General features: G+C 60.3%; 15 protein-coding genes. 8 read left to right on the top strand and 7 right to left on the bottom strand.

What is annotated here, in order from left to right; genetic code table 11:
• Nucleotides 1–10: 10 nt before the first annotated feature.
• From L53_RS17460 to L53_RS15925, 5 genes are read right to left on the bottom strand one after another with little or no spacing between them, the layout of a single operon-like run.
• Nucleotides 11–160, bottom strand: a complete 150-nt coding sequence (locus L53_RS17460) for a hypothetical protein (RefSeq protein WP_233347882.1) — start codon at nt 158–160, stop codon at nt 11–13.
• The gene (pyrF, locus tag L53_RS17455) at nt 157–669 is read right to left on the bottom strand and encodes an orotidine-5'-phosphate decarboxylase (protein ID WP_233347881.1); all 513 of its coding nucleotides are present in this window, start codon (nt 667–669) and stop codon (nt 157–159) included. Before pyrF ends, L53_RS17460 begins: the two co-directional genes overlap by 4 nt.
• A gap of 19 nt (nt 670–688) precedes the next feature.
• The gene (locus tag L53_RS17450; RefSeq protein WP_233347880.1) at nt 689–868 is read right to left on the bottom strand and encodes a hypothetical protein; all 180 of its coding nucleotides are present in this window, start codon (nt 866–868) and stop codon (nt 689–691) included.
• Nucleotides 865–1,686, bottom strand: a complete 822-nt coding sequence (locus L53_RS15930; protein WP_034817667.1) for a serine protease — start codon at nt 1,684–1,686, stop codon at nt 865–867. Before L53_RS15930 ends, L53_RS17450 begins: the two co-directional genes overlap by 4 nt.
• Before the next feature lie 19 nt (nt 1,687–1,705).
• Nucleotides 1,706–2,137: a DUF350 domain-containing protein gene (locus L53_RS15925; protein ID WP_034817665.1), complete on the bottom strand. Its 432-nt coding sequence runs from the start codon at nt 2,135–2,137 to the stop codon at nt 1,706–1,708.
• 93 nt (nt 2,138–2,230) lie between these two features.
• On the opposite strand from L53_RS15925, the gene L53_RS15920 reads away from it, so the two are divergent.
• From L53_RS15920 to L53_RS15900, 5 genes are read left to right on the top strand one after another with little or no spacing between them, the layout of a single operon-like run.
• Complete coding sequence (locus L53_RS15920; protein ID WP_034817663.1) at nt 2,231–3,013, top strand: 3-hydroxybutyrate dehydrogenase; 783 nt, start codon at nt 2,231–2,233, stop codon at nt 3,011–3,013.
• Between the two features lie 53 nt (nt 3,014–3,066).
• Nucleotides 3,067–3,423, top strand: coding sequence for a hypothetical protein (locus tag L53_RS15915; RefSeq protein WP_034817662.1), 357 nt, complete (start codon nt 3,067–3,069; stop codon nt 3,421–3,423).
• A gap of 47 nt (nt 3,424–3,470) precedes the next feature.
• Nucleotides 3,471–4,118, top strand: a complete 648-nt coding sequence (locus L53_RS17080; RefSeq protein WP_051608049.1) for a hypothetical protein — start codon at nt 3,471–3,473, stop codon at nt 4,116–4,118.
• A 19-nt stretch (nt 4,119–4,137) separates the two neighbouring features.
• On the top strand, nt 4,138–4,527 hold the full coding sequence (locus tag L53_RS15905) for a heavy-metal-associated domain-containing protein (protein ID WP_034817659.1): 390 nt from the start codon (nt 4,138–4,140) through the stop codon (nt 4,525–4,527).
• Nucleotides 4,524–4,910: a hypothetical protein gene (locus L53_RS15900; protein ID WP_034817657.1), complete on the top strand. Its 387-nt coding sequence runs from the start codon at nt 4,524–4,526 to the stop codon at nt 4,908–4,910. Before L53_RS15905 ends, L53_RS15900 begins: the two co-directional genes overlap by 4 nt.
• Before the next feature lie 38 nt (nt 4,911–4,948).
• On the opposite strand, the gene L53_RS15895 is transcribed toward L53_RS15900, so the two are convergent.
• On the bottom strand, nt 4,949–5,590 hold the full coding sequence (locus L53_RS15895) for an SCO family protein (protein ID WP_034817654.1): 642 nt from the start codon (nt 5,588–5,590) through the stop codon (nt 4,949–4,951).
• 62 nt (nt 5,591–5,652) lie between these two features.
• On the opposite strand from L53_RS15895, the gene L53_RS15890 reads away from it, so the two are divergent.
• From L53_RS15890 to L53_RS15880, 3 genes are all read left to right on the top strand, one after another.
• Nucleotides 5,653–7,023 (top strand): ActS/PrrB/RegB family redox-sensitive histidine kinase, encoded by a 1,371-nt coding sequence (locus L53_RS15890; RefSeq protein WP_034817651.1) that lies wholly within the window; start codon nt 5,653–5,655, stop codon nt 7,021–7,023.
• A gap of 47 nt (nt 7,024–7,070) precedes the next feature.
• Nucleotides 7,071–7,643: an ActR/PrrA/RegA family redox response regulator transcription factor gene (locus L53_RS15885; protein WP_051608054.1), complete on the top strand. Its 573-nt coding sequence runs from the start codon at nt 7,071–7,073 to the stop codon at nt 7,641–7,643.
• Between the two features lie 109 nt (nt 7,644–7,752).
• Nucleotides 7,753–9,993: a TonB-dependent receptor gene (locus L53_RS15880; RefSeq protein WP_034817648.1), complete on the top strand. Its 2,241-nt coding sequence runs from the start codon at nt 7,753–7,755 to the stop codon at nt 9,991–9,993.
• 3 nt (nt 9,994–9,996) lie between these two features.
• On the opposite strand, the gene L53_RS17195 is transcribed toward L53_RS15880, so the two are convergent.
• Entirely contained in the window at nt 9,997–12,060 is a 2,064-nt protein-coding gene (locus tag L53_RS17195) for a glycosyltransferase family 39 protein (protein WP_198019837.1), read from the bottom strand.
• Nucleotides 12,061–12,133 lie beyond the last annotated feature (73 nt).

Genomic DNA, 12,133 nt, shown 5'->3' with positions numbered 1-12,133 from the left:
TGTCTTAAGGTCAGCCCGACGCTACAGGCACGCGTCCGGCATGCATGGAGAGATCGGTCTGAGCAGCTTCAATGGCGGCCACAATGAGCGCGTGCCAGTCGGCTTGGCTTTCTACGGTGTCTGATCCAGCCGGGAATGTGACGGAACGCGATGCATTCACGACGCCGCCTTCGAGGCGATTTGAAACCGCCTTGAATCCCGCAAGCGCATCTTCGGCCCCGCCGCCCTGCGCGCCATAGCCCGGCACCAGAAACAGCGCGTCCGGCGCTCCGGGCCCGTCGCGCCCGCCACCAGCATCAGGCTGGACCATTCGCCCGCCGCCCCCTTCAGGCGCTGGATCGCCGGGGCGAGCGCCTCAACGACGCGCGCATAGAGTGGGGCGCCCTCAAGGTCTCTCGCCTGAAAATCGGCTGAGCCGGGATTGGACGTGCGCGCGAGCACGACGACCCCCTTGCCGTTTGCCTCGGCCTCTTCGAGGAAGGGATCCAACGTATCGAGGCCCATATAAGGGTTCACCGTCACGGCATCGGAGGGGAACGGCGCCGCTTCTGACAAGTATGCGGCTGCATAGCCCCTGGCTGTTGTCCCAATGTCGCCGCGCTTGGCATCCGCGAGAACAAGAAGCCCCGCCTCTCTTGAAGCTTCGCAGACGCGTTGCAATGCGCGCATTCCGTCAGGCCCGTGCCGCTCAAACAGGCCGACTTGCGGCTTGACCCGCCGCCACGACTGCTTCGCCCCAAGCGGCCACCCCCTCGGGCGTGTCCCCGCCGAACAGGTCCGGGATACGGCCAGGATGCGGGTCGATACCCACGCAGAGTGGGCCCAACTGGCGCGCACCAACGATGAGGCGAGAGGCAAAGCTGGTCATGGGGTGACCCGGCAGGCCACTTTCACGACCTGAAGACGGCGGCGGGCATTGTCTGACATCGGGCCGTAAGTCTCCTCGGCAAAAATCTCCGTCGGGCCATCCTCGCGCTCCACGCTCAGGCTGGTCAGGAAGGCATCTATAGATGTCGGCGCAGCCGTATAGATACGCCCGCGCCGCGGGCTCTCGGCCACGATCACGCCGCGCACAGTTCCCCCCGCATCAAAGACCGGTCCGCCAGAAATTCCCCCCAACGAACCGTTCAATCCACGGGTCCGGCCGATCTCGGCCCAGGCGAGAATAGGTTCAGCGCCTTCCCGGCGCCCGCGCGTGATGAGTTTCGAGCGGGACATGAGTTTCGTGGCCACCTCTCCCGGACGTCCCTGAGGGTAGCCAACATGATAACCATGCGTGCCGATGCGAAGCGGAGATACGAGATCAAGTTTTACCGAGTTGGGGCTGCGACCTGTTGAAAGAAGGGCAAGGTCATGATCCGGATCAACGACGATGCTGTCGACCGGCACATATTGCCCTGGCGCCACCAGCAGGCCGACAGAGTTGCAACCATCCACGACATGCCTGGCCGTGATCCACTGACCATTCTTGTTCACGGCGAAAGCAGTGCCGATCCCGTCCTTGGGCTCGCTGACCTGGACAAGCACCTGTTCGTCCAATGGCGACGGCGGCGGCAGGGTCGGACCTTCGGATTCCAGGACGGTTGGCGGCGGCTCAGGTGCGTCAGCTTTTGGATCCTGCGAAAACATGGTCCAGACGACGACGCCCAGAACCAATGCATAGATCACCCAGTCAAACGAACGCATCACTGCCTGAGTACCTCCGTTAGAACCTCTGCAGGACCGGGTCCCAGAGACCCGCTGCAATAATCAGGGCTGATGCCAGCTTTGCCGATACTAGGACGACGGCTGCGCCAGCCTCCTCCTTTTCGATCCGTTTGGGAATATCGGTGAGCAAGACATCGACGAGACGGTAGACGAGGAGCTGGATCAGGAGTGAGACGACCCCCCAGATGGCCAAGTCTATCAGGGTGACACTGGAAGCCAGACAGGAGGCAATGGGGATCGCAAGACCAACAATGGCCCCGGCCAATGCAAATCCTGCGGCCGAATTGCCTTCCTTTACGAGCGCCAGCTCCTTCCACGGGGTTAGCAGCACGTATATGGTGCTGGCGATGGCAAGCATCGCGCCAGCCGCTGCTGTCCACAACAGAAAGCGTGGGAATGCCTCGACAAAGGCAAGAGTTTCACCGCCCATAAACGCTCACTATTTCCTCTAATATCAATCGGCTCTATCAGGGCCAAATCTATTCCTACCCATAGCACGCCACAGCCTCAAGGAGACATATTCATGATCAAGGGGAAAACTGCCCTCGTTACCGGCTCCACCAGCGGGATCGGGAAAGCCATCGCAGACCGTCTCGCGCAGGAGGGCTGCAATGTCGTGCTGAACGGATTCGGCGACGCCGATGAAATCAAGGCCCTGCAGGCTGAAATGGAAAAGGAACACGGCGTACAGATCGGCTATTCAGGCGCTGACCTGACCAATCCAGACGCGATTGAAGAGATGATGGCCTATGTGACAGCCGAGTTCGGCGGTACCGATATTCTGGTCAACAATGCCGGCACGCAATTTGTGTCACCCCTCGAAGAATTCCCAGTGGCCAAATGGGATCTGATCATGGCGCTGAACTTGTCAGCTGCCTTTCACACGACCCGGATGGCGATTGGACCCATGAAGGAAAAAGGCTGGGGCCGTATCATCAATACCGGCAGCGCCCACGCCAAGGTCGCCTCGCCGTTCAAGTCAGCCTATGTCGCGGCCAAGCATGGGCTTTCCGGTCTGACCAAGGTGACAGCGCTAGAGGGTGCGGAACACGGCGTACGGTGCAATCTGGTCTGTCCCGGCTATGTCCACACGCCGCTGGTCGACGGCCAGATCGACGATACGGCAAAGGCGCGCGGCATGACGCGTGATGAGGTTGTGAAAAACGTGCTGCTCGCCGCCCAACCGACCAAGGAATTCGTGACTGCCGAGCAGATTGGTGGCTTTGTTGCCTTCCTCTGCTCGACGGATGCTGACCAGATCAATGGCGCCGACCTCTCCATGGACGGCGGTTGGGTCGCACAATAGCTCACTGAAAGGTCATTTGACGGCGCGGCAATCGTGCGAGATAGAAAACGACGATGTTTCAGAGGATCGCCCTTCTTTGCCTCAGCCTGTTGCTGATCGCATCCGGTACGGCAAGCGCCGCGCAGGACAGCTGTCCTGCATCGGATGCGCGCCAGATGACGCATCTGATGCCCGCCATGAATGGGGATTGCGACATGGGGATGGGGTCCATGGACCACTCCCAGCCAGAAGATCAGAACGGGCCATCGCACGATACGGCTTGTTGCTGTCCGGCGATCGTCGCTGCCCTGCCGACAGCGGCTGCACCTGACGACGCGCGCAGTCCTTATCCGCCACTGTTCAATATCCCGCTTGATGCATCGCCGATCTCGGTCGCATCCGTTCCGGAGCCGCCTCCTCCCCGGACCTGATGATCCTCTCATAATCTCAGGATCAATCCGGAAAAAAGGAGAAGGCCTTGTCCTTCCTTTCGCGCGCCGCGCCTTTCGCGGCCTGTCTCACATGGGCGGCATTCGCTCCCATGGCCGAGGCCCGTCCCGTCTCCTATCCAGGCGGCTGGACGATCATGCAGACGAATAACGGGGATTTCTCCTCGCTGCATGCACACTATTCACCCACCGCATCGGACTCGATCGGGTTCTATGCGGAACGCAATTGGGCCGAAGATGTCCAGTTCACCGGCTTGCAATACAACCGGCTGCTGAAACGCTGGAACGGCCCTTCAAGCCAGGCGAACACCTATTTCAAATTGGGTGTGGGTCAGGCCGATCCGTTCGGGAGTGAGTCTCCTGAACTGTCCGGTTTTGCCGCTTTCGCCGCGGACTGGGAGACCCGCCGCTGGTTCACCTCCTATGAGGCAAAAGCCACCGACTATGCCGGCAACAAGAGCGTGCGCCATAGCGGCCGCGTCGGCGTTGCCCCGTATATCGGCGACTATGGCGACCTTCACACATGGTTGATGCTGCAGGTGGATAACCACCCCGAAAGCAATGAGCCCGTTACCGCAACCCCCCTCGTCCGGTTCTTCAAGGGCGTCCAGATGGTCGAGCTTGGCTACACGCTGGAAACCGAAGAGCTGCTCGCGAACTGGATCATCCGGTTCTGACTTTCAAAGGATATTACTCATGAAACTGATCAAACCCGCTTTCGCGTTCATCGGTTTTTGCCTACTCGCCGTTCCGGCACTGGCGGATGAAACGATGGATCATTCCAAGATGGACCATTCAGCCCATGCCAACGTTCCGGTCGATACCGACACCGATACGGATATGCCTGCTTCTGCCCAGATCGTTACCGCCAAGGTGAACGGCCTGGTCTGCGATTTTTGCGCACAGGCCGTCCGCAAAGTGTTCAAAAAGCAGGACGCCGTCGAAAGCGTCAATGTCGACCTCGACAATGGTGAGATCGTCCTTGGCCTGAAAGCTGGCGCGACGATGGATGATCAAACGATCGAAAAGCTGATCCGCAAATCCGGCTATTCGCTCGTCAGGATCGACCGGGGTGGTGACGCATGATCGAGGAGGTAAAATCCCCCAGCACCCTGCCTGCCTTCCTGTCGCTGTTCACTTCAACCGGGACACTGATCTGCTGCGCCCTCCCCGCCCTGCTGGTCAGCATCGGCGCAGGCGCGGTGATGGCAGGCCTGATCGAGGCCGTGCCGCAGATCACCTGGCTCGGCAAGAACAAGGGTCTCGTGTTCGGCATCGCAGCGTTGATGATCGCGCTGGCGGGGGCCTGGCAATGGCATGCAAGGTCGCTGCCCTGTCCAATTGACCCGGTGAAGGCACGGGCGTGTACGCGCGCGCGCCAGCTCAGTTGGGTCGTGTGGTGGGTCAGCGTTGTCGCGTTTCTTGTCGGCGGGTTCTTCGCCTTCTTCGCGGCAAACCTGTTCATCTAAGAGGTTCAGGGCCCGGCTGGAAAGTCGGGCCGTTCATCCTAATCCTGCAGGATCTCTCCGAGACAGGCCGAGATGGTTTCAGCCGTGTCTTCATGCGTGAAGAAGGTCTTCAACTGCCAGTTCTCATCCATCAGATAGAGCAGCGACGTATGGTCCATTGTGTATTCGGACTGGCTTTCAGATTGCTCTACGCGAGAAAAGTCCGACAGGAACTCATCCGCGGCCGCGCGAATTTCCTCTGGCGTGCCCGTCAGGCCGATGAGGTTTTTCGGAAAGCGTGGCGCCTTCACATAGCTAGCCAGAACTTCGGGCGTGTCCCGTTCCGGATCCACCGAAATGAGCAATGTCTGCGGCGGCTCAACACTTTCGGGCAGCTGCTCATAGGCGCGCTCCACATTGACGAGCGTCATCGGGCAGACGTCCGGGCAATAGGTGAACCCGAAATAGATCAGCGTCGGACGACCTTTGAAATCGGCTTCCGTCACGCGCGCCCCGGAATCGGAGACGAGTGAGATCGGCCCGCCAATCTCCGGATAGGCACGGCTGAGGCAACTGGCCTGCGCACCTCCGGACTTTACCGCTCCGGCGGAGTCTTTCTCCGGCGCGCTGGCGGGAGAGCAGGCGGCCAATACGGCGGTGGCGAGCAGGGCGGATGACGTTGCAATCGATCTAAGCATCATAGGGGGGATATGCGCCGCAAGCGGCGCTTGGCGCAAGCGTCACGCTGCCGCATAAGGCGCTAATGGATGATTTGGCCCGCGACGGACACATAGATCTCGACGATGCGATCTTCACCCTTCCCCCAGAAGGGTTGGGCTCGGCGCAATCCGCCCTCGGGCGCACGCGCCTGCGCACTTTCATCACGCTGCGCTGGCTGGCCGTGGCCGGGCAAACGGCAGCGGTATTGTTCGTGGCCTTCGGGCTCGGCTTCGACATGCCGCTGGCGCTTTGCCTGTCGATCATTGCGGCATCGGCCTGGCTGAACGTGTTCCTGTCTTTTGCCTTCCAGAGCCAGCGCCTGACGCGCGGGTGGGAGGCGACCCTGCAATTGGCATTCGATACGGTACAATTGGCTGCGCTGATCGCAGCGACGGGTGGACTGTCAAACCCGTTCCTGTTGCTTCTGGTTGCCCCCGTGACTGTTGCTGCGCTCAGTCTCAGCTCGTTCAGGGCCTCCCTTATCGCTTTGCTTGCCTTGGTATTGGCGGCCCTGATGCCGCTTATTCACATGCCCCTGCCCTGGGGTGTGGCGAACTCTTCGATTGCGCTGCCGCCTCTGTTCCAGCTTGGCCAGTTCGCAGCCCTTGCTGTCGGTGTGGTCTTCTTTGCCTTGTCGGCGGCGCGGGTCAGTCAGGATGAGGCCCGGCTCGTGCGCGCGCTCGATGCAGCGGGGGTCGTCATGGCGCGGGAGCAACGCCTGTCCGCGCTCGGTGCAATGTCTGCAATGACCACACATGAGTTGGGAACCCCGCTTGCCACGATCCATCTCGTCGCGAAGGAATTGCAGGCGGATCTCGACCCCGAGGATCCGCGCGCCGAGGACATTATCTTGATTGCCGAACAGGCCGACCGGTGCCGCGCGATCCTCGCTACGATCCGTGAAGCGCGCGAAGCAACCGACATCGTGCATGCGCGAATCCCGCTGGATGCGCTGGTGGCCGAGGCCGCTGCGCCATTCAAGGGGTTGGGCGTGGATCTGACCGTCCGGGCGGAACCTGCTGAAGATGGCACACCGCGTGCGCCGACCCTGAAACGCAGCCCGGAAGTTTTGCACGCGCTGGGTGCCTTCATCGAAAATGCGGTGAGTTTCGCCGATACGCGCGTGAACGTCGTGGCGACTTGGACTGCAGACCAGATCATGGTCACAATCAGCGATGACGGCCCCGGCTTTGCCGCCGAAGTGCTGCCGAAACTGGGCGAGCCCTATGTCTCGCAACGCGGCGAGGCGCATCTGGGCGGGGGTGACATGGGGCTTGGATTCTTCATCGCAAAAACGCTTATTGAGCGTACCGGCGGCCGCATCGCGACCCGAAACAGGACCCCGCCGAAAAAGGGCGCGGTCGTCCAGACTCTATGGCCCCTTGGCATTTTGCAGGCGCCTGACTTGGATTAATGACCGGTTCAGACCTATATGACGGTTGTTACATCAAGGAAAAGCCAATGGAACGGCCCATCACTGTGAATTTGCACGAGAGCCTCAAGGATGTTGAGGATCGCTCATGTCTCGTAATGGACGATGATGGTCCGTTTGTGCAACGCATGGCCCGCGCGCTCGCCCAGCGCGGTTTCGTGGTCTCTGCCGTTTCGACCGTTTCCGAAGGCAAGGATATTGCCCGCCTAAACCCACCGGCCTTTGCCGTTCTGGACCTGCGCCTGGAAGATGGCAGCGGGCTGGATGTGGTGGAAGTACTGCACAAACACCGTCCTGACGCCCGCGCTGTTATCCTGACCGGGTATGGCGCCATTGCGACAGCCGTCGCCGCTGTCAAAGCTGGCGCTGTGGACTATTTGTCGAAGCCTGCCGATGTAGAAGACATCATTCGCGCGCTCGCTGCTTCACCTGACGAGAAGCCAGCTCCGCCGGAAAATCCGATGTCGGCTGACCGGGTTCGCTGGGAGCATATTCAGCGCGTCTATGAGCTGTGCAATCACAATGTCTCAGAAACCGCACGCCGCCTGAATATGCACCGTCGGACGCTGCAACGCATTCTTGCAAAACGCGCCCCGCGCTAAACCTGTATCCTGTAACAGTGTTGCCAGAATACGTCGCTTTGGCTGACGCAGCCTCGACATCAGCTAAATGCAGTTGCGTCGCATTCTGAACGGCTGGTAATCGCCGCTCATGAAAAAATTTCAGTGCTCAGTCGCCCCGCTCGCCCTCCTCGCTTTTGCCCTCCCAGCCACGGCCCAGTCCGATGACCCGGTGAACCGGCTGGACACGATCGTCACCACCGCCACCCCGAGCGCCACGCCTCTGACAGACATTCCGATGTCCGTCAGCGTGATTGATACCAGGGATCTGTCGCTGGCGGATGCTTACGTCAGTGCCGAGGACATGACTGACCTGCTGACCGGGGTTGAGGCCGCTGTCGCAAACGGTACGCAGGTCGCCTTCCAGATTCGCGGCATCGGCGCGGTTGACCATCAGGCCCTGACGCCCACCGCCGCTGCGGTCTATTCCGATGGCGTCTATCTGGCGACCAACGTCCAAACGGGCCTGATGCTGTATGATCTTGCCCGTGTGGAAGTTCTGAAAGGCCCGCAAGGCACGCTGTATGGCCGCAACGCGTCCGGGGGCGCGATCAATTTCATCTCCGCGAAACCAGGCGAGGACCAGCGCCGGTATGTACGGGCGGGCTATGGCAACCTGAATCGCGCTGACCTGGACGGCGCCTATGGGGAGCACTACGATAATGGCTTCAGCTATCGCCTCGCCGGGCGGTACCTGTCGCGCGACGCCGCACTCGACAATATTGCCGGCCCGGAAGATGCGGGCGGTGTGCGGGATGAATTCGGTTTGCGCCTCGGTCTCAATTGGGACAAGGCGTTTGGTGGGTCCCTGCTCGTGCGCACGCACTATGAAGAAGACAATGGCGTCAATGCCGCACCGCGCAATGATACACTTGACCTTAACGACCATGAGATCGCGGTGGGCCGTGACGGCGTTCAGGATTCCGACAATGAATTCTATGGCGTCTCGGCCGAATATGAGCGCGCTGTCGGGCGGTGGACGCTGACATCTCTTACGGCCTTCGAAGGGTACAATCAGGATTACGGGTTTGACTTTGACGGGGCCGTCGCCCTGTTCGACAATCCGAACTTCAACGCCAACCTCGCCTATATCCGCGACTTCCGGCAGTACTCGCAGGAATTCCGCCTGCAGACAGACTGGGACGGCGCCAGCACCATGATCGGTGTTTCGGGATCGCTGGAAGATTTCAGCCAGACCTATACGATCTGGTGCGGCGACCTGGATGCCGACACGCTGCTCGGCACCTGTCCTTATGTCGGCGCCGCCAGCCGGGCAGGGCCAACCCCGGCCTCAGATGCACGGGCGATGACTCTGATCACAGATATCAGGCAGGACCGCTCGGCGCTGGCCGCCTTCACCTATAATGAATTCGACCTCTCTGATCGGTTGACCGCTACACTCGGCGCGCGGGTAACGCATGAGCGGATTGAGGGTCAGGGAAGCGGCCGTCACATCTTTGAGGATGGCACGATTGGCTTCAACAATGTCGGGGGTCTCGGCCTGGCGGCAGGCGCGAACGAGATCGAAGAGACGCGGCTTTCGGGCAACGCGGCCCTCGCCTACGAACTCGGCCAAGGCAACGCTTATGTCTCGGTTTCCAACAGCTACAAATCGGGCGGCTTCAATGGCGAAGTCCAGAATAACGCCACTCATTTCGCTGATGCGGGCTTGTTCGATATAGAGACCGTCACAGCCTATGAGGTCGGCTACAAGAGCCGACCAGACGATACGTTCACTTACAGCATCGCTGCATTTCTTCAGGATTATCAAGACCCGCAGGCGCGCATCTTCGTGAACTTCGCCTTGCCCGACGGTTCAAGCATTACGTCCAACTCGCTGTCCAATCTTGATGAAGCGACATCCTACGGGGTGGAAGTCGATTTGGCATGGCAGGCTACGGAGCAATTTTCGCTGGATGGTGGCTTGACGCTTCTGGAAACCGAGATTGATCAGTCGTCCGACATTGGCGGAAATGCCGACACATTTGACGGCAACCTCCTCCCCTTCGCACCAGATGTCTCCGCCACCCTCGGCGGACGCTACGAGTTCGCGGTTACGGAAACGATCGAGGCCAGCCTCGCCGCACACGCCAAGTATCGCGGTGATTACTATCTCGACCCAGAGGGCCTGGACAGCCGCATGCAGGACGGCTTCACGACCCTGCAGGCAGAGGCGAACTTCGTGTTTACGGATACCGGTGTCAGCTTGACCGTATGGGGACGGAACTTGACCGATGAAGACTATGCCGTCTCAGGCTATGGCTTTATCGGGTATGACACATTCCGTTCCGACCCGCGCACCTATGGCGTGCGGATCGGCTACGAGTTCTAGAAATCAACCTGGGCAGTCGCCATAATCGAAGCGGAGGGCCCGGAAATTGACCGGGTCCCCGTTCGAATAATTCAACGCATAGTAAGGCTCGGTCTCGGTGACACAGAGGCGCATCTGGTCGGCCTGAACGCGCAAATGGCGGATCTCGTCTTCGATCGGCGGCTCGGCCTTGCGATCCTCGAAATTGACGAGATAGACGACCGGATAAGCGGACGGGTCTTTAGGCAGGTCGAGCGGGGTTTCCGGCGGGTGGAGATTCTGCGTGCCGAGAGTCAGCACATAGGAGGGCTCGGCATAGCCAAGCGCCAGGATGCGTTCCGGCGGCTGCCAGTCACACACCTCGCCCGGCACACCGCAGACATCCTCCAGCGCCAGCCGCGCCGTTTCGGTCGGCTGCACCCAGACCTGGCTCGGCAGCATGAAGATGCGGATATGCCAGCCGATGGCAACGGCCGCATAGATGGCGAACATGGCAGCATTGCACTCATGGCGCCGACTGAACTCGATGATGGCAACTCCACAAAGGCCAAAGCCGATCCACCAGAACCAAAGTGGGAACGCCCGATAGTCCGCCCATGAGGCGAGCACGTCTTCAGGAAACGCCGTCGAGAAATCGCCAGCCGTCTCCGCCATGAAATAGGTCGTCACACCCGGAAATGACGCGGCAAGCAAAAGGATCGCCCCCAACGCGAACAGGATCAGGGACGCCCATCGCGTGACGGGCCACAATTCCCCTTCCATCATTTTAGCCGCTGCATAGCCTGCGAGCAGTCCGAAGGCAGGATAGGCCGGAAGGATGTAGTGACTGAGCAGGGTCGGCATCAGCTCGAAGAAAGCATAGGTCAGGACCGCCCAGGCCACGAGCATGCGGACCGCGCGCGTCTCGTCAGGTATGATCGCTTCTCCGACCGGATGCTTCGCCATCCATGTGTCGCGCCCCGACACCCACCAGAAATAGGCGAGCAAGACTGCTGGCCATGCTGGCAGCGGCTTGAGGGTGGCAATTGTGTTCAGCGCTTGTGCTGCCAGTCCCGTTCCTGCCGGGCGCGGCAGGAAGGGCAGCAGATAACTCAAGATCAACAAGACCGCGAACAATGCCGCGCCCACCAACAAAACGTGCTTCAGCCATGCCGCGCCTTGCGGCTTGATGGGCTTCAACGTCTTCCACGCCGCCACAAAGCCGGGAATGATGAACAGGGTCGCCGGGAAGAACCAGGCCGGAATATGGGTAAGATGGTAGAATGGCCAACCACCATGCCCCTCAGAGGCGCCGGTGAACTTGTCTTTCAGATCCTTGCCGACCGCGCCCTTGATGTATTGCCCATCAGTCGCAGCCTGAATCCAGAGAAACCAGGGCAGCACCATTGCCACGAAAATCGCTGGCCCCGGCCACCAGAGCAAAACGCGCCACCAGTCGCCTCCCTTACCATCTGTCGCCTTGGCCCAAACCCATGCCCCGATCCCGGCATAGGCGGCCACCATCGGCGTCACTGGCCCCTTGATCAGGAAGCTGGTGCCCATGCAAAACCAGAAGAGCAGCGCCATCTTTTTCGACTGGTCACGGCGCATATAAAGGCGCGCAAGCGCACCTATGCTGAGCGTTGTCAGGAAAACGAGCATTCCGTCTGTTTTCGAGATGTGCGCTTCCGATGTCAGAAGGAGCGTCGCGCCGAACAGGGCTGAGCCGACAAAGCTGGCCCTTCGCCCAACCAGGACCAGTCCGGCCCAGAAACAGGCAAGCGTTCCGAAGGCGGCCCCCAACCAGCTCGGCACGCGATAGGTCCAGATCTGCTTTGCCTCGGGCCCCGTAAACACTGCCGTCGAGGCGGCCTGCAGCCAGTGAATGCCTGCCGGCTTCTTGTTGCGGAGCTCATCCTGATACTGGATGCGGATATAATCCTGCTCCTCCAGCATTTCCTTCGAGGCCTGCGCAAACCGGCTCTCATCCCTGTCGAGGGCAGGCAAATTGAACACGCCGGGCGCAGCAGCGCCGAATGTGAGGATGAACAGGACGAACCAGGGTTTCCAGCCGGTGGAAAGTCGATCAAGCAAAGTCATGATTGCCATTTACCTTGTTCATGTCCGCGCGTCTTCAGGGTTTTGCGCTGAGATTCCTAGCGTGACAAATGCGCCGCAGGGC

Origin of the sequence: Hyphomonas sp. L-53-1-40 (assembly GCF_000682775.1) — a bacterium.
Classification (GTDB): Bacteria; Pseudomonadota; Alphaproteobacteria; order Caulobacterales; family Hyphomonadaceae; genus Hyphomonas.
The sequence above is the reverse complement of the archived record's forward strand: the minus strand, read 5'-3'. Positions and strand labels throughout refer to the sequence as shown.

Bases quoted from the DNA above. Each gene is read 5' to 3' on its own strand.
- pyrF (WP_233347881.1), bottom strand. From the start codon at position 669: ATGCGCGCATTGCAACGCGTCTGCGAAGCTTCAAGAGAGGCGGGGCTT.
- L53_RS17450 (WP_233347880.1), bottom strand. From the start codon at position 868: ATGACCAGCTTTGCCTCTCGCCTCATCGTTGGTGCGCGCCAGTTGGGC.
- L53_RS15930 (WP_034817667.1), bottom strand. From the start codon at position 1,686: ATGCGTTCGTTTGACTGGGTGATCTATGCATTGGTTCTGGGCGTCGTC.
- L53_RS15925 (WP_034817665.1), bottom strand. From the start codon at position 2,137: ATGGGCGGTGAAACTCTTGCCTTTGTCGAGGCATTCCCACGCTTTCTG.
- L53_RS15920 (WP_034817663.1), top strand. From the start codon at position 2,231: ATGATCAAGGGGAAAACTGCCCTCGTTACCGGCTCCACCAGCGGGATC.
- L53_RS15915 (WP_034817662.1), top strand. From the start codon at position 3,067: ATGTTTCAGAGGATCGCCCTTCTTTGCCTCAGCCTGTTGCTGATCGCA.
- L53_RS15905 (WP_034817659.1), top strand. From the start codon at position 4,138: ATGAAACTGATCAAACCCGCTTTCGCGTTCATCGGTTTTTGCCTACTC.
- L53_RS15900 (WP_034817657.1), top strand. From the start codon at position 4,524: ATGATCGAGGAGGTAAAATCCCCCAGCACCCTGCCTGCCTTCCTGTCG.
- L53_RS15895 (WP_034817654.1), bottom strand. From the start codon at position 5,590: ATGATGCTTAGATCGATTGCAACGTCATCCGCCCTGCTCGCCACCGCC.
- L53_RS15890 (WP_034817651.1), top strand. From the start codon at position 5,653: ATGGATGATTTGGCCCGCGACGGACACATAGATCTCGACGATGCGATC.
- L53_RS15885 (WP_051608054.1), top strand. From the start codon at position 7,071: ATGGAACGGCCCATCACTGTGAATTTGCACGAGAGCCTCAAGGATGTT.
- L53_RS15880 (WP_034817648.1), top strand. From the start codon at position 7,753: ATGAAAAAATTTCAGTGCTCAGTCGCCCCGCTCGCCCTCCTCGCTTTT.
- L53_RS17195 (WP_198019837.1), bottom strand. From the start codon at position 12,060: ATGGCAATCATGACTTTGCTTGATCGACTTTCCACCGGCTGGAAACCC.